We start from the raw sequence: 18,700 nt of genomic DNA on the forward strand, positions 1-18,700 counted from the left end.
AAGTTTTTGACGCTCGTGTCCATAGGTTTAAAAGGGCAATCCATGATACAAAACATCGCATCTTCGCTTCTCCCCAAAACGACGTGCCGAGCCGGGCACGCGAGGCGCCCATGAGCAGGGATGCGCCGGCCCGCGCGCTTGTCGTCATTCCGGCGCGGATGGCCTCCAGCCGCCTGCCCGGCAAGCCGCTTGCCGACATTGACGGCCAGCCGATGATCGTGCGCGTGCTCGAGCAGGCGCGCGCCGCCGATATCGGCCCCATCGTCGTCGCCTGCGACGACACGCGCATCGCGTCCGCGGTGGAAGCGGCCGGCGGTCGGGCAATCCTCACCGACCCGGAGCTGGCCAGCGGATCGGACCGGGTGCACGCGGCGGCGGCGGCGGCCGACCCGGAAGGCGCCTTCGAGGTCGTTCTCAATCTTCAGGGCGACGTCCCGATGATCGAGCCGGAGGCGATCCGCGCCGCCTTCGACCCGCTCCAGGACGAAGCCGTCGACATCGGAACGATCGCCACCGAGATCCGCAACGCGGCCAAGCGCGACGATCCGGGCTACGTCAAGACGGTCGGAACCCCGGTCGGCGAGCGCCGGCTGCGCGCGCTCTATTTCACCCGCGCGACCGCGCCCTCCGGGCCGGGGCCCCTCTACCAGCATATCGGCATCTATGCCTATCGCCGCCCGGCGCTTGCCCGCTTCGTCTCCATGCCGCCGTCGTATCTGGAACAGCGCGAGACGCTGGAGCAGCTTCGCGCGCTCGAGGCCGGCATGCGCATCGACGTCAGCCTGATCGACAGCGCACCGATGGATGTCAACACGCCGGAAGACCTGGAGGCCGTCCGTCAGGCGGTCCGCCACCGGCGCTCCCCTTCCTCATGACCCTGGTTTTTCGCCCATGACCGCAAACAAGAAGATCGTCTTTCAGGGCGAATACGGCGCCAACTCGCATACGGCCTGCCGCAATGTCTATCCGGACTTCGAGCCGGTCCCCTGCGCCACCTTCGAGGACTGTTTCACCGCCATCGAAAGCGGGGAAGCCGAGCTCGGCATGATCCCGGTGGAAAATTCGGTCGCCGGTCGGGTTGCCGACATCCACCACCTGCTGCCGCGCTCCTCGCTCCAGATCATCGGGGAGTATTTCCTGCCGATCCGCTTCCAGCTGATGGCAAAGCCCGGCACGAAGATCGAGGAGCTGAAGAGCGTCCAGAGCCATGTGATGGCGCTCGGCCAGTGCCGCAACATCATCCGCGAGCTCGGCCTACAGGCCATCGTCGCCGCGGACACGGCCGGCTCCGCGCGCATCGTCGCCCAGGGCACAGACCCGACGGCCTCCGCGCTTGCACCCGAAATGGCGGCGGAGGCCTATGGTCTTGAAATCCTGCGCCGGGACGTGGAAGACGCGGCGCACAACACGACGCGCTTCCTGATCCTGTCGCGCGAGCCGCTGCGCGCTGCCAACAACGGACCGACGGTGATCACCACCTTCGTCTTCCGCGTACGCAACGTGCCGGCCGCGCTCTACAAGGCACTCGGCGGCTTCGCCACCAACGGCGTCAACATGACGAAGCTGGAATCCTATCAGCTCGAAGGGCAGTTCTTCGCCTCGATGTTCTATGCCGACGTGGAAGGCCACCCGGACGACCGCTCCGTGTCTCTGGCGCTGGAAGAACTGGAGTTCTTCTGCGCGGAGCTGAAGCTGCTCGGCGTCTACCGGGCCGATCCGTTCCGCGACAAGATCCGCGAGCCGGAAGCCAACAGGGCGCTCCGCCCGACACCTGGAATCTGAACGAACAGCAAGGACACGCCATCACATGACACGCAGAAGCTTTGACGCCCTGTGCATCGGCAATGCCATTTGCGACGTGTTTTCACACGTCGAGGAGGATTTCCTCGTCCGGGAAAGCCTGGTCAAGGGATCGATGCGCCTGATCGATACCGACGAGGCGGTGCGGCTCTACGACAAGATGGGACAGACCACCCGGATTTCCGGCGGAAGCGCCGGCAACACGGCCGCCGGCATCGCCGCGCTCGGCGGCGCAACGGCCTATTTCGGCAAGGTGCATGACGACGAGCTCGGAACCGCCTACCGGCACGACATGCGCGGCACCGGCGTTCATTTCGACACGCCCGCGCTCGTCGAGGGGCCGCCCACGGCGCGCTCGATGATCCTGATCACGCCGGATGGCGAGCGCACGATGAACACCTTTCTCGGCGCCTGCGTGGAACTGTCGGAGGCCGACATCGAGCCCGAGACGGTCGCCGCCTCGGCGATCACCTACATGGAAGGCTACCTGTGGGATCCGCCCGCGGCGAAGAAGGCCTTCCTCAAGGCGGCCGAAATTGCCCATGCCAACCATCGCAAGGTCAGCCTGACGCTGTCCGACAGCTTCTGCGTCGACCGCTACCGCGACGAGTTCCTGCAGATGCTGCGCGACGGCACCATCGATGTGCTTTTCGCCAACGAGCATGAGCTCAAGGCGCTCTACGAGACCGCCGACCTCGACACCGCGATCACCAGCGTGCGCCAGGACTGTGCGCTGACCGCGCTCACCCTCGGCGAAAAGGGCGCCATGGCGATCACCCGGGAGAAGACCGTTCAGGTCGGCGCGGAAAAGATCGACGACGTGGTGGACCTGACGGGCGCCGGCGACCTCTTCGCCGCCGGCTTCCTGCTCGGTCTGTCGCGCGACTACGATCACCGCATGTCGGCCGAACTCGGCTGCCTGTGCGCTGCCGAGGTGATCCGTCACGTCGGCGCACGTCCCGAGCGCTCGCTGCGCCAGGTCGCAGAGCAGCAGGGCTTCGCGATCTGATCCGGCCCGCCGGCGCGCCTTGCCGGCTGCGAAATGAAAAAACCCCGGTGCGGCGGATCACGCTTCACCGGGGTTTTTTCGTGCAATCGCGCGACTGGCTCAGTCGGCGAGATCCTGGACGGAGGCGACCGTGCCCTCGTCCGTCAGCCGGTAGACGATCGGCGCGCCCGTTGCCAGTTCGCGCTGAAGGATCTGGTCCGGCGTCAGGCCCTCAAGCTCCATCACCAGCGCGCGCAGCGAGTTGCCGTGGGCGGCGACGATCACGCGCTTGCCAGCGAGCACCTGCGGCAGGATCTCGCTGTGGTAATAGGGAAGAACGCGCTCGGCCGTCATCTTCAGGCTTTCGCCGCCTGGAGGGGGGACATCGAAGGAGCGGCGCCAGATGTGCACCTGCTCCTCGCCGAACTTCTGGCGGGCCTCGTCCTTGTTCATTCCCGTGATATCGCCGTAGTCGCGTTCGTTCAGCGCCTGATTGCGGATCGTCTCCAGGTCTTCATGACCGAGTTCTTCCAGGATCAGCCTGAGTGTGCGCTGCGCGCGCGACAGGTCGGAGGTGAAGGCGATGTCGAAGTCGAGCTTCATGTCCTTGAGCTTGCGCCCGGCCGCACGTGCCTCCTCGACGCCCTGCTCGGTCAGGTCAGGATCCTTCCAGCCGGTGAAGAGGTTCTTGAGGTTCCAGTCGCTTTGGCCGTGACGGACAAGCACGAGAAGATGATCCATAGGTCAGGTCTCCGGGAAACAGGTCAGGTGGGTTGCAATCAGTCGGTCAGGCCGAGCACGTCATCCATCGAGTAGAGCCCGGGCGCCTTGTCCCGGGCCCAAAGGGCTGCCTTGATGGCGCCGCGCGCGAAGATCTGCCGGTCCTGGGCATGATGCGATAGCGTCACGGTTTCCAGCGGGCCGGCCAGAAGCACGCTGTGATCGCCGATCACCGACCCGCCGCGCAGGGTCGCAAATCCGATATCGCCGCGGGCCCGTTCGCCGGTGATCCCGTCGCGGACCCGCACCGAGCGCTGGCCGAGATCGACGCCGCGTCCCTCTGCCGCCGCCTCAGCGAGAAGCAGAGCGGTGCCGGACGGGGCGTCCACCTTGTGGCGGTGGTGCATCTCCAGGATCTCGATGTCGAAATCCTCGTCGAGCGCGGCAGCGGCACGGCGCACCAGCGCGGCCAGAAGATTGACGCCGAGGCTCATGTTGCCCGACTTGACGATCCGCGCGTGACGGGCAGCCGGACGGATCGCGGCGACATCCTCCTCGCTCATGCCGGTGGTGCCGATGACATGCACGCAGCGCGCCTGCGCCGCGAGCTCGGCAAAGGCGCGCGTCGCCGCCGGCGCGGTGAAATCGAGAACGCCGTCGGCGGCGGAAAAGACCGAAAGGGCATCGTCGGTCACGGGAATGCCCAGCGGCTGGAGACCGGCAAGCACACCGGCGTCCTCGCCAAGCGCCGCCGCACCGGGACGCTCGACCGCACCGCACAGTTCGACCGTCTCCAGCTCCGTGACCGCGCGGATCAGTGCCCCGCCCATCCGGCCTGCCGCGCCGACCACCGCAAGCTGCATTTTCGACATGGTCCGTCACTCCCGTCAGTGTTCGCTCGCGGTATAACAGCTTGACCGGTCGGCGCAACGGGAACCCGCCGCGCAAGGCGACCACTTTCCGCAAAAAAGGCAAAAGCAGAAAACCGGTCAAATAACCCGCAATTTTTACAATATGTAGTGGATCGAGAAACTTTGGAGGCACAACCCTTGAGAGTATTTCTCCGTTTATAATTCCTCAATCGGAGAATGATACTTGAAACGGCGCAGGGGATCATTCAGAGTCTTGATGACAGAAGTCAAAGCTTGGAATTGCAACGTGAGAATAAAAAATATTTGCGATCCAAAGCATATATTACTGATTCTGCTTATCCTGCCGGTTGCGCTTTTTGGAGTTGCGGCCGCGGATGACGGGACGTTGGGCGACTACTGGACGCTCAGGCAGTTCCATGCGCTCAATCCGCAAGAGGCCACGGTTGCGGAGCGCTTCGCAGACCGTGTCGGCAGTTCGGCCGAATCGCCGCCGTCCGCATTCGCCAAGCCCGTGCGCATCGCCGTAATCTATCCCGGACTGCAAGCCTCCGACTACTGGCGTCGGAGCGTTCTGTCGCTGCAGTCCCGGCTGCGCGAAATCGGCGTGCCGCATGAGATCGAGTCGCATTTCACCCGCCCGGGAAGCGAAATCCGGGAGCAGGCGCGGCTGATCTCGCAAGCCCTGACCCAGGACCCGGACTATCTCGTCTTCACGCTTGATGCCTTCCGCCACCGCGTCATCGTTGAACAGTTGATTTCCGGCGGGCGCCCCAAGGTCATCCTGCAGAACATCACCACGCCGCTGCGCAGTTGGGGCAAGGCGCAGCCGTTCTTCTATGTCGGTTTCGACCACACCGAGGGAACCCGGCTGCTGATTGAACACATTCTGGCCGACGACATGGCTGGTGTCACCGACTTCGCGATTCTCTACGGCCCGCCGGGCTACGTCAGCAGCGCGCGCGGCGACAGTTTTCGCACGGCACTCGCCGAACAGCCGGACAAGACCCTCGTTGCGTCCTATTACGTCGGCTTCGACCGCGAGAAGGCGCGCGCGGCAGCGCTCACGCTGCTTCAGCGCAATCCCGAGGTGGACTTCATCTACTCCTGTTCCACCGACATCGCGCTCGGCGTTATTGACGCGATCGAAACCCTCGGATTGCAGGGGCAGGTTCAGACCAACGGCTGGGGCGGAGGCAGTCAGGAGCTCGCGGAGATTGCCAAGGGTCGTCTCGCCGTCACGGTGATGCGGATGAACGATGACAACGGCGTTGCCATGGCAGAGGCCATCGCGCTCGATCAGCTTGGCCGGTCGGACGACGTACCCCTGGTCTATTCCGGAGAATTCGCGCTCGTCACACAGGCCCATGACGGGGCGAAGATCGAAGCCCTGAAAACCCGCGCGTTCCGCTACTCGCAATGACCAGGGGACGGGCTTTCAGCTTCAACCGCTTCGTGCTTGGCCTGTTTGCGGTGGCGCTCCTGACGACGTCCGCAGCGCTGTTTTCCATCAGCTACGTCGGCAGCCTGTCGATTGCGGATCGCGAGTTGCAGCGCTTCTCCGAAAAGGAGAGTGCGCTCGCAAATCTCGTTTACGGACAGGCTCTGAGCAGGCTCGACACCTTCATGCGCTCGCTGTCCGAGAACCCGGCCCTGCAAGCGGCCGTGCTCAGCGCGGACGACGAGACCCTCGGACAGTTTCTGGAGGAAACCACCCGCCACCCGATCGGCGTGCGACTTGAAATCCTGTTCCTCGACCGCGACGGAAGCGCCGATTGGATCGACGCCGGCTTTTCGCTTTTCGACGTGTCGACGATCCTGTCTGCCAAGCAAAGGGCGATGATGCCGAGCGGGATCTGGCAACTCTATTCCGGCGACCTGAATGGCCAGCTCACATTGCTTGCGGCCCAATCCATACCAATTGTGGATGACCGCGACGGACGGGTGCTCGGGCGCCTTGTCGGCGGGTTCGTCCTCAATGACAGCATCTCGCTGCTTGGCGAGCTGTCGCGCGCTGTGGATGCGGAAAGCCTCGCGCTGGTCTCCCGCGACCAAATCATCGCCGCGGTCGGCGACATCCGCCAGGCGGTCGATCTGACGCAGCTCGAGAAGGACCTGGCCGACCAGAGCCATACCCTGGTCGGCGACCGGCTTTACATCCGCAGCGCCCTGTCCGCCGACGTCTCGGGCGTTCCGGTCTATGTTGTCACGGGTCGCCGGGGCGAGACGATCGAAAACATCCAGTCCACCTACAAGGACCTCTTCGCCCCCTTCCTGCTCTATGTGATCGCAGGGTCCCTGTTTGCTGCCTATGCGCTGCACCGCGTCACCAGTCCCGCGCTGCATCGCCTCGTCTCCTATGCAAACCAGGTCCGGCATGGCGCCTCGGACATGACCTATCATCCCGGAAAGGTGAAGGAATTCAACAAACTCGGAGTGGCCCTGCAAGAGGCCTTCCACGAGTTGAAGGAGACGGATGCACAATTCCGCGGCCTGATCGACGGTTCTTTGCATGGGGTCAGCATCCATGCGAACCGCAAGATCCTCTACGTCAACGACGCCTTGCTCGACATCCTCGGATACGAAAGCACGGACGCCCGGCGCGAGCTGATCGGCTCGCCAGCAATCTGTCTTTTCGCGCCGGAAGAACACGAACGCCTTCTCGCCTATTACAAGGCGCGGCTCTCCGGCGTCTCGGTGCCCTCCGTCTACGAGGCGCGCGGGCTTTGCAAGAATGGCGAGCGGATCTGGGTCGAATTGCATGTGCGTCCGATCCGCTGGAACGGCGAAGCCGCATTCTATGTCACCATCGCCGACATATCCGAACGCAAACGCCAGGAAGAACTGATCATCCGCCAGGCCAATTTCGACAGTCTGACCGGCCTTGCGAACCGCAACCTGTTCCGCGACCGGCTGGTGCAGGCCGTTGCCCGCGCCCAGTGGGGCGGCGGTCTTGTGGCCCTGCTCTTCCTCGACCTCGACCGCTTCAAGAACGTCAACGACAGTCTCGGGCACAACGCCGGCGACGAGTTGATCAAGGCAACCGCCACGCGCATCACCGCTGTCCTCGACGACAATGACACCGTCGCCCGGCTCGGCGGCGACGAATTCGGCATCATCCTGACCGAGGTGCGCAGCGTGTGGGACGCGGAGCTGCGCACGGCGCGCATCCTGAAGGCCGTCGCCAAGCCGGTGCTTGTGGGAAATGGCCTGGAAGTGTTCACAACCGCCAGCATCGGCGTGACCGTATCGCCGAATGACGGCGACAACGATGAAACGCTGCTCCGGCAGGCGGATACCGCGATGTATCATGCCAAGGCAGATGGCGGGAACAAGCTGCGCTTCTTCTCCGGTCAGATGAACGCTCATATCGCGCGCAACATGAAGATCGAAAGCGCCCTGCGCCGGACGCTGGAGAAGAACGGCCTTAGCCTTCACTACCAGCCCGTGGTCGACGTTTCGCAGAACCGGATCCTGGGCTGCGAGGCGCTGGTGCGCTGGAGCGACCCCGAGACCGGCAGCTACTCGCCGGCCGAGTTCATCCCCATTGCCGAAGACACCGGTCTGATCGTTCCGCTCGGCGCCTGGGTGCTGGAGGAAGCCTGCCGCTTCCACCAGGAGTGCGCCGCGCGCGGGCTGACGCTGCCGATGATCAGCGTCAATGTGTCTCCGCGCCAGTGCCGTGACGACAATTTCGTCGACCTGGTGCGCGACACGCTTTCGCGCACCGGAATGCCGGCGGACCGCCTGCATCTGGAGATCACGGAAAGCGTGATGTTCGACGAGACCGCCTCCGACCCGATCGAGACGCTGCATGCGATGAAAAATCTCGGCGTGCGCCTGTCGCTTGACGATTTCGGAACCGGCTACTCGTCGCTCAGCAACCTCAAGCGCTTTCCCATCGACACCCTCAAGATCGACCGCAGCTTCGTGCGCGATCTGGAGACCAACAGCGACGACAGGGCGCTGATCGAGGCGATTGTGGTCATGGCGGCCCGTCTCGACATCGAGGTTATCGCCGAAGGGGCGGAAACAGACGGCCAGTGTCGCCTTCTGCTGTCGCTCGGCTGCCCGCGGATCCAGGGCTATCATCTTGGCCGGCCGATGCCCGAGGCGGATTTCGCGGACTTCCTGCGCCGCGGATCGGCCGTCAAGGCGCACGTCGGCGGCACGGCCTGACGATCCCAGGCTTCCCAACTCGTCCGGGCCGCCCGACCCCAAAGGGTCGGGGCGAGAGACGCCGTGGGGCGCGGAACTCCAACGCCGGCAACCACCATCAATAGACACGAAAAAAGCCGAGCATGATGCCCGGCTTCTTCCAGTTGCCGGCCCGGCGCGCGCAGCGCGACGGGCTCAGCCGACTTATGCGTCGGCTTCGATTTCCTTGCCGGTGTCCTGATCGACGACCTTCATCGACAGGCGAACCTTGCCACGCTCGTCGAAGCCCATGAGCTTGACCCAGACCTTGTCGCCTTCCTTGACCACATCGGTGGTCTTGGCGACCTTCTGCGGGGCAAGCTGCGAGATATGGACGAGACCGTCCTTGGCACCGAAGAAATTGACGAAAGCACCGAAGTCCACGGTCTTGACGACGCGGCCCTCGTAGATCACGCCCACTTCCGGTTCGGCCGCAATGGAGTTGATCCAGTTGACGGCCGCCTTGATCGCCTTGCCGTCGGCAGATGCGATCTTGACGGTGCCGTCGTCCTCGATGTTGACCTTGGCGCCGGTCTTCTCGACGATCTCGCGGATCACCTTGCCGCCGGAGCCGATCACTTCACGGATCTTGTCCACCGGGATCTTCATGACCTCGATGCGCGGCGCGTGTTCGCCAAGCTCTGCACGTGCCTCGGACAGCGCGCTGCTCATCTCGCCGAGAATGTGGACGCGGCCGTCACGGGCCTGATCCAGCGCCACCTTCATGATCTCTTCGGTGATGCCGTCGATCTTGATGTCCATCTGCAGCGACGTGACGCCCTGCTCGGTACCGGCCACCTTGAAGTCCATGTCGCCGAGGTGATCCTCGTCGCCGAGAATGTCGGACAGGACGGCAAACTTGTCGCCTTCCTTGATCAGACCCATGGCGATACCGGCCACCGGTGCCTTCAGCGGCACGCCGGCATCCATCAGCGCCAGCGAGGTGCCGCAAACGGTCGCCATCGACGAGGAGCCGTTGGATTCCGTCACTTCCGACACGACGCGAAGCGTGTAGGGGAACTCATGGTGCGGCGGAAGCAGCGGGTGCACCGCGCGCCATGCCAGCTTGCCGTGACCGATCTCGCGACGGCCGGGCGAGCCCATGCGGCCCGTTTCGCCGACCGAATAGGGCGGGAAGTTGTAGTGCAGCATGAAGGTCGCCTTGTAGGTGCCTTCCAGCGCGTCGATGAACTGCTCGTCGTCGTTGGTGCCGAGGGTGGCAACGACCAGCGCCTGGGTCTCGCCGCGGGTGAACAGCGCCGAGCCGTGGGTACGCGGCAGGATGCCGGCCTCGGAGACGATCGGACGGACCGTCTTCAGGTCGCGGCCGTCGATGCGCTCGCCGTTCTCGAGGATCGCGCCACGCACGATGGAGGCTTCCAGGCCCTTGAACTGGGCGCCGACAACGACCTTGTCGATGCCGTCTTCGCCAGCTTCTGCGCTCAGCGTCTCCATCACCTTCGCCTTGACGGCGTCGATGGCGTTCTTGCGCGCGGTCTTCTCGCGGATCGCATAGGCCGCGACCAGATCGTCGGAGGCCATCGCCTTGATCCGCGCAGCCAGCTCGCTGTGGTCGGGCAGGTTCAGCTCGCGCGGCGGGCGGGCAGCCGTTTCCGCCAGCTTGATGATCGCGTCGATCACCGGCTGGAGGTTGCGGTGACCGAACATCACGGCACCGAGCATCAGGTCCTCGGACAGCTCCTTGGCTTCCGATTCAACCATCAGCACCGCATCGCCCGTACCGGCGACGATCAGGTCGAGCTCGGACTCCGGCATGTCGTCGATATAGGGGTTGAGGACGTATTCGCCGTTGATGTAGCCAATGCGCGCGCCGCCGATCGGCCCCATGAAGGGAATGCCGGAAATCGTCAGGGCGGCGGAGGCCGCGACCATGGCGAGAATGTCGGGCGCGTTTTCCATGTCATGCGACAGGACCGTCAGGACGACCTGCGTGTCGCACTTGAAGCCGTCGACGAAGAGCGGGCGGATCGGACGGTCGATCAGGCGCGAGGTCAGCGTCTCGTGCTCCGACGGGCGGCCTTCGCGCTTGAAGAAGCCACCGGGGATCTTGCCCGCGGCGAAGGTCTTTTCCTGGTAGTTCACGGTGAGCGGGAAGAAGTCCTGGCCCGGACGGGGTTCCTTGGCGGCGACGACGGTCGCGAGCACCTTGGTCTCGCCGTAGGTGGCGAGCACGGCCCCGTCTGCCTGGCGGGCGATCTTGCCCGTTTCCAGCGTCAGCGGGCGTCCGCCCCATTCGACTTCCACACGATGAATATCAAACATGATTTATCCTAGCTTTCGGTCACCCGCGTGAACCGCCCACATGACGGCACACGGTACGTTCTGTCTTCAGTGGGACGCGGAAGCCTTTTGCCCCGCGTCTGCGTCAGGACGCGTCATGGGCAAGACAGCAAGAGGTTCGAGCGATGACACGCATCTTCGAACCCCTTGCTATCCTGCCCCATGACCGTCGCATCTTGCGTCAACGAAAACGCGGCACCCCTTGGGGGCACCGCGTCATCCGTATCCTTAGCGGCGCAGGCCGAGACGCTTGATCAGCGCCTGGTAACGCGGCTCGTCGGTCTTCTTCAGGTAATCCAGAAGCGACCGGCGCGTGCTGACCATCTTCAGGAGGCCGCGGCGGGAATGGTTGTCCTTGCCGTGGGTCTTGAAGTGGTCGGTCAGGTTGACGATCCGCTCGGTCAGGACGGCAATCTGCACGTCGGCAGATCCGGTGTCCCCTTCCTTGATCGCGTATTCCTTGATGAGTTCCGCTTTGCGTTCGGCGGTAATCGACATCGGTCAGGTCCTTTCGAGACTGATCGCGGCGGGTTCCTCCGCCGCGAGATTGAAAACGCGCTTCGGCAGCAACTCGCCCCGTTCGACCTCCCCGATCGCCACCAGTTCTCCAAGAGAAGTGACGGACACGAGGCCCTTGAACAGCGGCGCGTCACGCCCGCGCAGCAAAACGCCCTGCCCTCGTCTGAGGCGGGCGGCATCCTGTCGGGAGACGGCCAGCGCCGGGATGTCGTCCAGCGCGGTCGCTACAGGCAGAATAAGAGACGCATGGTCCTCGTCGAGGCCTTCGCCGGGCGCACACTGCCCCAAGTCCTCGAGAGTTTCCAGCGGAATCATGTCGTCCTCGCCGAAGGGGCCGACGAGAAGACGGCGCAGCGCGGTCACATGGCCGCAGCTGCCGAGGCGATGACCGAGATCGCGCGCCAGGGCGCGCACATAGGTGCCCTTGCCGCATTCGGCCTCAAAGACGGCGTGATCGGCATCCGGACACTCCACCAGGTCGAGCCGGTGGACCGTGATGTCGCGGGCGGCAAGCTCCACCTCGGCGCCGTCGCGGGCAAGGTCATAGGCGCGCGCGCCATCGACCTTGATCGCCGAATAGACCGGCGGAACCTGCGAGATCGTGCCGGTGAACTCCGGCAGAACCGCGAGGATCTCCTCGGCCGTCGGGCGCATGTCGCTGGTCTCGCAGACCGCGCCTTCGGTGTCGTCCGTCTCCGTCGCCACGCCCCAGCGCACGGAGAAGCGATAGACCTTGCGCCCGTCCATGGCGAAGGAGACCGTTTTCGTCGCCTCGCCGAAGGCAATCGGCAGGCAGCCGGAGGCCAGCGGATCGAGCGTGCCGGCGTGGCCGACCTTTTGCGGATGCAGGAGCCGCTTCAGGCGGGTCAGGGCATCGTTCGAGCTCAGGCCGACCGGCTTGTCGAGCACGAGCCAGCCGTCGATGCGGTTGCGGTTGGTTTTCTTGCGGCGCGACATAAGGGTTATCTGTCGTCCTCGGGACCGGCATCCTCGGCGTCGAGGTCGCGGCGCACGTCCCGGCTGTTCAGCAGGTTGGTGATCCGGTCGTCGTCATCGAAGCGGGTGTCGAGCACGAAGCGCAGGTCCGGCAGATACTTCATGGTCATGCGCCGGGCGAGATCGCGGCGGATGGTCTTGGCGGCGCGGTTCAGCGCCTCCACCACCTTGTCGGCGTCGCGGCCGCCCAGCGGCATGACGAGACAGCTTGCGAGGCGCAGGTCCGGGGTCATGCGCACCTCCGGGACGGAAATGATCGTTCCGTCGAGGTCGGGATCGGCCATGGTCCCGCGCGTCAGGATGTCGGAGACCTCCTTGCGCACGAGCTCGCCGACGCGCAGCTGGCGCTGCGACGGCATCCCGGCGGGTGTCCTGTTTGATGATGCCATGATCTTGTCCAAACGTGGGTGCGCGTGGCCGAAACGGAAACGCGAAGCGCCGGCGAGCGGACCCGCCGGCGATCGCATGTGTCTTCGCCTGGCCTTACAGCGTACGGGCGACCTCTTCGACCCGGTAACATTCGATGACGTCGCCGGCGCGCATGTCCTGGTAGTTCTCGAAGTTCATGCCGCACTCCTGGCCCGACTGAACCACCTTCACCTCGTCCTTGAAGCGCTTCAGCGTGCCGAGCTTGCCCTCGTGAATGACGACGTCGTCGCGGATGAGGCGCACTTCCGCGCCCCGCTCGACGGTGCCTTCGGTCACGCGGCAACCGGCCACCTTGCCGACCTTGGTGATGTTGAAGATCTCCAGGATCTCGGCGTTGCCGAGGAACGTCTCACGGCGTTCCGGCGAAAGCAGGCCCGACATGGCCGCCTTCACGTCATCCACCAGGTTGTAGATGATGTTGTAGTAGCGGATCTCGATGCCTTCGCGCTCGGCCGCGTCGCGGGCCTGCTTGTTGGCACGCACGTTGAAGCCGATGATCGGGGCGCCGGACGCCGCCGCGAGGGTGACGTCGCTTTCGGTGATGCCGCCGACGCCGGCATGCAGAATGCGGGCCTTGACCTCGTCCGTGCCGAGCTTGTCCAGCGCGCCGGCGATCGCCTCGACGGAGCCCTGCACGTCGCCCTTGACCAGCAGCGGAAACTCCTGGTGGCCGGATTCCTGCAGACGGTTCATCATCTGCTCGAGCGAGCCGCGCGATCCGGTCGCCACGACGGAGGCCTTCTCGCGCTTCTGGCGCTGGCGGTATTCGACGATCTCGCGGGCGCGGGCCTCGTTCTCGACGACCGCGACCATGTCGCCGGCCTCCGGCGTGCCCTGGAAGCCCAGGACCTCGACCGGCTTGGACGGCCCGGCTTCCTTCACCTGCTGGCTGTCCTCGTCGAGCATGGCGCGCACGCGGCCCCACTCGGCACCGGCAACGAGAATGTCGCCGACCTTGAGGGTGCCCTTCTGGACGAGAACCGTCGCCACCGGACCGCGGCCCTTGTCGAGCTGCGCCTCGATGACAGTGCCTTCCGCGGTGCGGTCGGGATTGGCCTTGAGCTCAAGGACTTCCGACTGCAGCAGGATCATTTCCAGCAGCTTGTCGAGATTGGTGCCCTTGAGCGCCGAGACCTCGACCTCGATGACGTCGCCGCCCATCGATTCCACGACGATCTCGTCCTGGAGTAGCTCGGTGCGCACCCGGGTCGGATCCGCCGACGGCTTGTCCATCTTGTTGATCGCCACGATGATCGGCACGCCGGCCGCCTTCGCGTGGGCAATGGCTTCCTTGGTCTGCGGCATGACGCCGTCGTCGGCCGCCACCACCAGGATCACAATATCCGTCGCCTTGGCGCCACGGGCACGCATCTGCGTGAACGCCGCGTGGCCCGGCGTATCGATGAAGGTGATCTTGTTGCCGTTGAGATCGACCTGATAGGCACCGATGTGCTGGGTGATGCCACCGGCCTCGCCCTGCACGACCTTGGAACGGCGCAGCGCGTCGAGCAGCGACGTCTTGCCGTGGTCGACGTGACCCATGATGGTCACCACCGGCGGACGGGGCTGCAGCGTGTCTTCGGCATCCGCCTCGGAGAACAGGCCGTCCTCGACATCGGATTCCGACACGCGCTTGACGGTGTGGCCCATTTCCTCGGCGATCAGCTCGGCCGTGTCGGCGTCGATGACGTCGTTGATCTTGAGCATCTGCCCCTGCTTCATCAGCAGCTTGATCACATCCACGGCGCGTTCCGCCATGCGGTTCGCAAGATCCTGGATGGTGATCGCCTCGGGCAGCACGACCTCGCGCGAGATCTTCTCGCGCACGACCTGCTGGCCGGCGCGCTTTTCCTTCTCGCGGCGACGGCGCAGCGAGGCGAGCGAACGGTTGCGGCCTTCGCCGTCGCCGGTCGCGGAGGTGATCGTCAGCTTGGACTTGCGGCGATCGTCGCCGGTCCGGCTCGGCGTGCGCACCGGAGCGGGCTTCGCGCGCTTCACCGCCTTCACGGTCTTGCGGGCCTCGGCATCGTCGTCGCCACGCGCGGCGGCAGGCGCCTTGCGGGCGGCACGGGCCGGCTCGTCCACGGCCGGAGCCGAGAGATCGGCGGCCGGTGCAACCGCGCCGATCGCGGCGGCGGCATCGGCGGCGCTGACCTTTTCCTTGCCTTCGTCGGCCGGTGCCTCGGCGGCACGCTTTGCCGCTTCTTCGGCGCGCAGCTTTTCTTCCTCGGCTTCACGCTTGGCGCGTTCGGCTGCCTCGGCCTTGCGGCGGGCATCCTCTTCGGCGCGACGGCGCTCTTCCTCTTCGCGGCGCTTGCGGTCCTCGACCTCACGCTCCTGCGCCTCGCGCAGGGCGGCCTGTCGGGCAGCAGCCTCGTCGTTGGTCAGGGTGCGCAGGATGTTGCCGCCACGCGGACGCTGGCCGGACGCGGAGCGGCGGGCAGCCGCAACGTCGGCCTTGTCGGATCCGCGCTCGATGTCGGGACGACGCTCGACCTCGGCACGCGGCGCAGCGGCGCGCGCGGCACCGGCGTCCGGAGCGTCCTGCTCGGCCTCGGGCTTGCCCTCCTGCCCCGGCAGGACGACACGACGCTTCTTCTTCTCGACCACGACCGCCTTCGTGCGGCCATGGGAAAAGCTCTGACGCACCGTTCCCTGTTCCACGCCGGAGCGCTTCAGGCCCAGGGTCTTGCGTTCCACGCTAATCGTCTTGTCGCCGGGATTCTTCGTTTCGCTCATATCGCCTTCAGTCCTGGATCACCGCATCGCTTACACCGCCATGTGAAGCCTCATTAAAGCCGGCCCGAAAACGCTCCAGATCCGCGATCCGGTCCAGGGCGTTTTTGGCTGCGCGGCCTGCAAGCAGTGCAGCATGTATCACATTTGACCGACCCAATGCCAAATCCAATTGAGTCGACTCGAAAGTCCGAACAATCCGGCATCCACCGGCGTCGGCAAATCGCGCCCGCGCGATCGCCGCGAGCTTTCCTGTTCCATCGTCTCCGCCGTCGCTGGCCTGGATCAGCCCAATGACCGGATCGCCGCCCCGCAGGGCCGCTTCCACCTTGGCAAAGCCGGATACGACCTCGCCGGCCTTGCGCGCTAGCGAAACGGCATTGAGAGCCGCACGTTCCAGCAGCGCATCGACCTCGGCGGCGAGATCGCCTTCCACGCGCACGGCCGCATCCTTGAAGCCGCGCGCGAAAACCTTTCTCTTCTGGGCCTCGGCCACACAGTCGCGTGTCGCCGTCACCCAGACGCCCCGACCGGGAAGCCGGCGCCGCAGATCGGCGACGACACGTCCGTCGGGTCCCGCCACGAAACGGATCAGTTGCGAGACAGGACGAACCTCACGGGTCAACGCACAGCATCGCTCCAAGGGTTCGTTCTGTCTCGGCACTCCCGTCTCCCAGCCGCGCATCCGCGAAGGATGCGCTCGTTCTCAAGCCTCGTGAACGACCCCGGTCGCGACCACGCCGCTGACCGCGTTCTCTTCGGCTTCGTCCTCGTCTTCGGCATCCGCGGACACCTCGTCATCGGCGCGAAGATCGTCTTCGGTGATCCATCCGGCCGCCAGTCGGGCCGCCATGATCATCTCCTCGGCCTCGGCACGAGACACCTCGAACCCGCTCAGCGCGCCGTCGTGGCGAACCGTCTCGCCATTGGCGCGTTCGGTCCAGCCGACCAGATCGTCAGTCGCGCAGCCGGCAAGATCCTCGACGCTGCGAACCTCGTCCTTGCCGAGCGCGACCATCATCGCGGTCGTCAGCCCGTTGATCGCGCGCAGGTCGTCGGAAACACCGAGCGCCTTGCGCTCCTCGTCGAGTTTCGCCTCGACCTCGTCCAGATACTCGCGAGCGCGGGCCTGGATCTCGTCGGCGGTCTCTTCGTCGAAACCCTCGATCGTCGCGATCTCGTCGCGCTCGACATACGCCACTTCCTCAACCGAGGCAAACCCTTCCGACGCCAGCAACTGGCCGACGACCTCGTCGACGTTGAGCGCGTCCATGAAGAGCTGGGTACGATCGGCGAACTCCTTCTGGCGCCGCTCGGACTCGTCATGCTCGGTCATGATGTCGATGGCCCAGCCCGTCAGCTGCGAGGCGAGGCGCACGTTCTGGCCGCGGCGGCCGATGGCGAGCGACAGCTGCTCGTCCGGCACGACGACCTCGATGCGCTGCGCGTCCTCGTCGAGCACGACCTTGGAGACTTCCGCCGGCTGGAGCGCGTTGACGATGAAGGTCGCCGCATCCGGGTTCCACGGAATGATGTCGATCTTCTCGCCCTGCAATTCGCCGACGACCGCCTGAACGCGGCTGCCGCGCATGCCGACGCAGGCGCCGACCGGATCGATCGAGCTGTCCTTGGAGATCACGGCGATCTTGGCGCGCGATCCGGGGTCGCGGGCGACCGACTTGATCTCGATGACGCCGTCGTAGATTTCCGGCACCTCTTGGGCGAAGAGCTTCGCCATGAACTGCGGGTGGGTGCGCGACAGGAAGACCTGGGGCCCGCGCTGCTCGCGGCGCACGTCATAGATGTAGGCGCGAATGCGATCGCCGGTGCGGAACAACTCGCGCGGGATCAGCTCGTCGCGGCGCACCACGGCTTCGCCGCGGCCGAGATCGACGACGACATTGCCGTATTCGACCCGCTTGACCACGCCGTTGACGACCTCGCCGATGCGGTCCTTGAATTCGTCGTACTGATGATCGCGCTCGGCTTCGCGGACCTTCTGGACGATCACCTGCTTGGCCGACTGGGCGGCGATGCGGCCGAAGTCGAGCGGCGGCAGCGGCTCGGCGATATAGTCGCCGACCTGGGCTGCCGGATTGCGGCGAAGCGCGTCCTCAAGGGCGATCTCGGTGGCGGGATTGTCGAGCTCCTCGACCACCAGCAGCAGGCGCTGAAGCTTGATCTCGCCCGTGCGGCCGTTGATCTCGGCGCGCACTTCGGTTTCGGAGCCATAGCGGGACCGGGCCGCCTTCTGGATCGCATCTTCCATCGCGGCGATCACGATGCCGCGGTCGATCGACTTTTCCCGCGCGACCGCATCCGCGATCTGCAACAGCTCAAGCCGGTTCGCACTGATTGCCATCTCAGTCCACTCCTCTCGCGCCGGTTCACTCCGGCGCTGTCTCCACTCACCACGCCTGCCGCCTGCAGACACGTCGCATTGTTCAGGCCGCCCCGCTCACCGGAGCCGCCCACACCTCAATCGGATTTCGCAGCCGCCTTCGCCGCCTTGCGGCGCGCGGCCTTTTCAGCCTTCAGCGCGGCCTCGACCAGCGCATCCGTCATGACCAGCCGCGCCTCGCCCATATTGGCCAGAGGCAGCGGAATATCCGGCACACCGTCGTCGGGAAGATCTTCAAGCCGAAGGATGAGATCGCCACCATCGACGCCGCGGATCTCGCCGCGGAACCGGCGCCGACCGTCGAGCGGCTCGGCCAGTTCCAGCTTGACCAGATGGCCGGCCCACCTGGCGAAATCGCTCGCCCGCACCAGCGGACGGTCCACGCCCGGCGAGGAGATCTCCAGATTGTACTCCTGGTTGATCGGATCCTCGACGTCGAGCACGGGCGCGATCGCCCGGCTGACCTTCTCGCAATCCTCGACCGACATGGTGCCGTCGGGACGCTCGGCCATGATCTGCAGCGTCAGCCCGTTCAGACCCGACAGCTTGACCCGCACGAGACGAAAGCCGAGGTCCAGGATCGCCGGCTCGACCATCGCGGAAATCCGCGCTTCCAGTCCGTTCTCACGGACGAACCGCGGCTCATGTAGATCCTGCACCTTGTTCTGGTCCTGCACCTGGTCCTGATCCTGCACCTGGATTTGATCCTGCAAAGAGGCCTCGTCTCGTTCCGTCCGCGCCCGG

The 18,700-nt window shown here is 65.2% G+C and carries 15 protein-coding genes; 5 read left to right on the top strand and 10 right to left on the bottom strand.

The window, feature by feature from the left end; translation table 11 throughout:
• Nucleotides 1-110: 110 nt before the first annotated feature.
• From LC092_RS12200 to LC092_RS12210, 3 genes are read left to right on the top strand one after another with little or no spacing between them, the layout of a single operon-like run.
• Nucleotides 111-875, top strand: coding sequence for a 3-deoxy-manno-octulosonate cytidylyltransferase (locus LC092_RS12200; protein ID WP_224806814.1), 765 nt, complete (start codon nt 111-113; stop codon nt 873-875).
• A 16-nt stretch (nt 876-891) separates the two neighbouring features.
• Nucleotides 892-1,782 carry a prephenate dehydratase gene (locus tag LC092_RS12205; protein WP_224806815.1) on the top strand — a complete coding sequence of 297 codons (891 nt, stop codon included), beginning with the start codon at nt 892-894 and terminating at the stop codon, nt 1,780-1,782.
• 25 nt (nt 1,783-1,807) lie between these two features.
• On the top strand, nt 1,808-2,809 hold the full coding sequence (locus LC092_RS12210) for an adenosine kinase (protein WP_224806816.1): 1,002 nt from the start codon (nt 1,808-1,810) through the stop codon (nt 2,807-2,809).
• Nucleotides 2,810-2,908: 99 nt separating this feature from the next.
• Here the strand turns inward: LC092_RS12210 and LC092_RS12215 are convergent, their stop codons facing one another.
• Both LC092_RS12215 and dapB read right to left on the bottom strand, forming a co-directional pair.
• Complete coding sequence (locus LC092_RS12215; RefSeq protein ID WP_224806817.1) at nt 2,909-3,529, bottom strand: 2,3-bisphosphoglycerate-dependent phosphoglycerate mutase; 621 nt, start codon at nt 3,527-3,529, stop codon at nt 2,909-2,911.
• A 38-nt stretch (nt 3,530-3,567) separates the two neighbouring features.
• Nucleotides 3,568-4,371: a 4-hydroxy-tetrahydrodipicolinate reductase gene (gene dapB, locus LC092_RS12220; protein WP_224806942.1), complete on the bottom strand. Its 804-nt coding sequence runs from the start codon at nt 4,369-4,371 to the stop codon at nt 3,568-3,570.
• A 520-nt stretch (nt 4,372-4,891) separates the two neighbouring features.
• Here dapB and LC092_RS12225 point away from each other — a divergent pair.
• Nucleotides 4,892-5,800: a substrate-binding domain-containing protein gene (locus LC092_RS12225; protein WP_412103577.1), complete on the top strand. Its 909-nt coding sequence runs from the start codon at nt 4,892-4,894 to the stop codon at nt 5,798-5,800.
• Nucleotides 5,797-8,556, top strand: a complete 2,760-nt coding sequence (locus LC092_RS12230) for an EAL domain-containing protein (RefSeq protein ID WP_224806819.1) — start codon at nt 5,797-5,799, stop codon at nt 8,554-8,556. The genes LC092_RS12225 and LC092_RS12230 overlap by 4 nt, the downstream gene beginning before the upstream one ends.
• A gap of 183 nt (nt 8,557-8,739) precedes the next feature.
• On the opposite strand, the gene pnp is transcribed toward LC092_RS12230, so the two are convergent.
• From pnp to rimP, 8 genes are all read right to left on the bottom strand, one after another.
• A complete protein-coding gene (gene pnp / locus LC092_RS12235; RefSeq protein ID WP_224806820.1) occupies nt 8,740-10,857 on the bottom strand; it encodes a polyribonucleotide nucleotidyltransferase in 2,118 nt (705 codons plus the stop codon).
• A 246-nt stretch (nt 10,858-11,103) separates the two neighbouring features.
• The gene (rpsO, locus tag LC092_RS12240) at nt 11,104-11,373 is read right to left on the bottom strand and encodes a 30S ribosomal protein S15 (protein WP_224806821.1); all 270 of its coding nucleotides are present in this window, start codon (nt 11,371-11,373) and stop codon (nt 11,104-11,106) included.
• A gap of 3 nt (nt 11,374-11,376) precedes the next feature.
• Nucleotides 11,377-12,351 (bottom strand): tRNA pseudouridine(55) synthase TruB, encoded by a 975-nt coding sequence (gene truB, locus LC092_RS12245; RefSeq protein ID WP_224806822.1) that lies wholly within the window; start codon nt 12,349-12,351, stop codon nt 11,377-11,379.
• 5 nt (nt 12,352-12,356) lie between these two features.
• Nucleotides 12,357-12,779, bottom strand: coding sequence for a 30S ribosome-binding factor RbfA (rbfA, locus tag LC092_RS12250; protein ID WP_224806823.1), 423 nt, complete (start codon nt 12,777-12,779; stop codon nt 12,357-12,359).
• 94 nt (nt 12,780-12,873) lie between these two features.
• The gene (gene infB, locus LC092_RS12255; protein ID WP_224806824.1) at nt 12,874-15,558 is read right to left on the bottom strand and encodes a translation initiation factor IF-2; all 2,685 of its coding nucleotides are present in this window, start codon (nt 15,556-15,558) and stop codon (nt 12,874-12,876) included.
• A 7-nt stretch (nt 15,559-15,565) separates the two neighbouring features.
• A complete protein-coding gene (locus LC092_RS12260) occupies nt 15,566-16,240 on the bottom strand; it encodes an RNA-binding protein (RefSeq protein WP_224806825.1) in 675 nt (224 codons plus the stop codon).
• A 21-nt stretch (nt 16,241-16,261) separates the two neighbouring features.
• Nucleotides 16,262-17,917, bottom strand: a complete 1,656-nt coding sequence (gene nusA, locus LC092_RS12265; RefSeq protein WP_224806826.1) for a transcription termination factor NusA — start codon at nt 17,915-17,917, stop codon at nt 16,262-16,264.
• A gap of 116 nt (nt 17,918-18,033) precedes the next feature.
• Nucleotides 18,034-18,651 carry a ribosome maturation factor RimP gene (rimP, locus tag LC092_RS12270; protein WP_318245924.1) on the bottom strand — a complete coding sequence of 206 codons (618 nt, stop codon included), beginning with the start codon at nt 18,649-18,651 and terminating at the stop codon, nt 18,034-18,036.
• Nucleotides 18,652-18,700: the final 49 nt, after the last annotated feature.

The organism is Stappia stellulata, assembly GCF_020176715.1.
Taxonomy (GTDB): domain Bacteria; phylum Pseudomonadota; class Alphaproteobacteria; order Rhizobiales; family Stappiaceae; genus Stappia.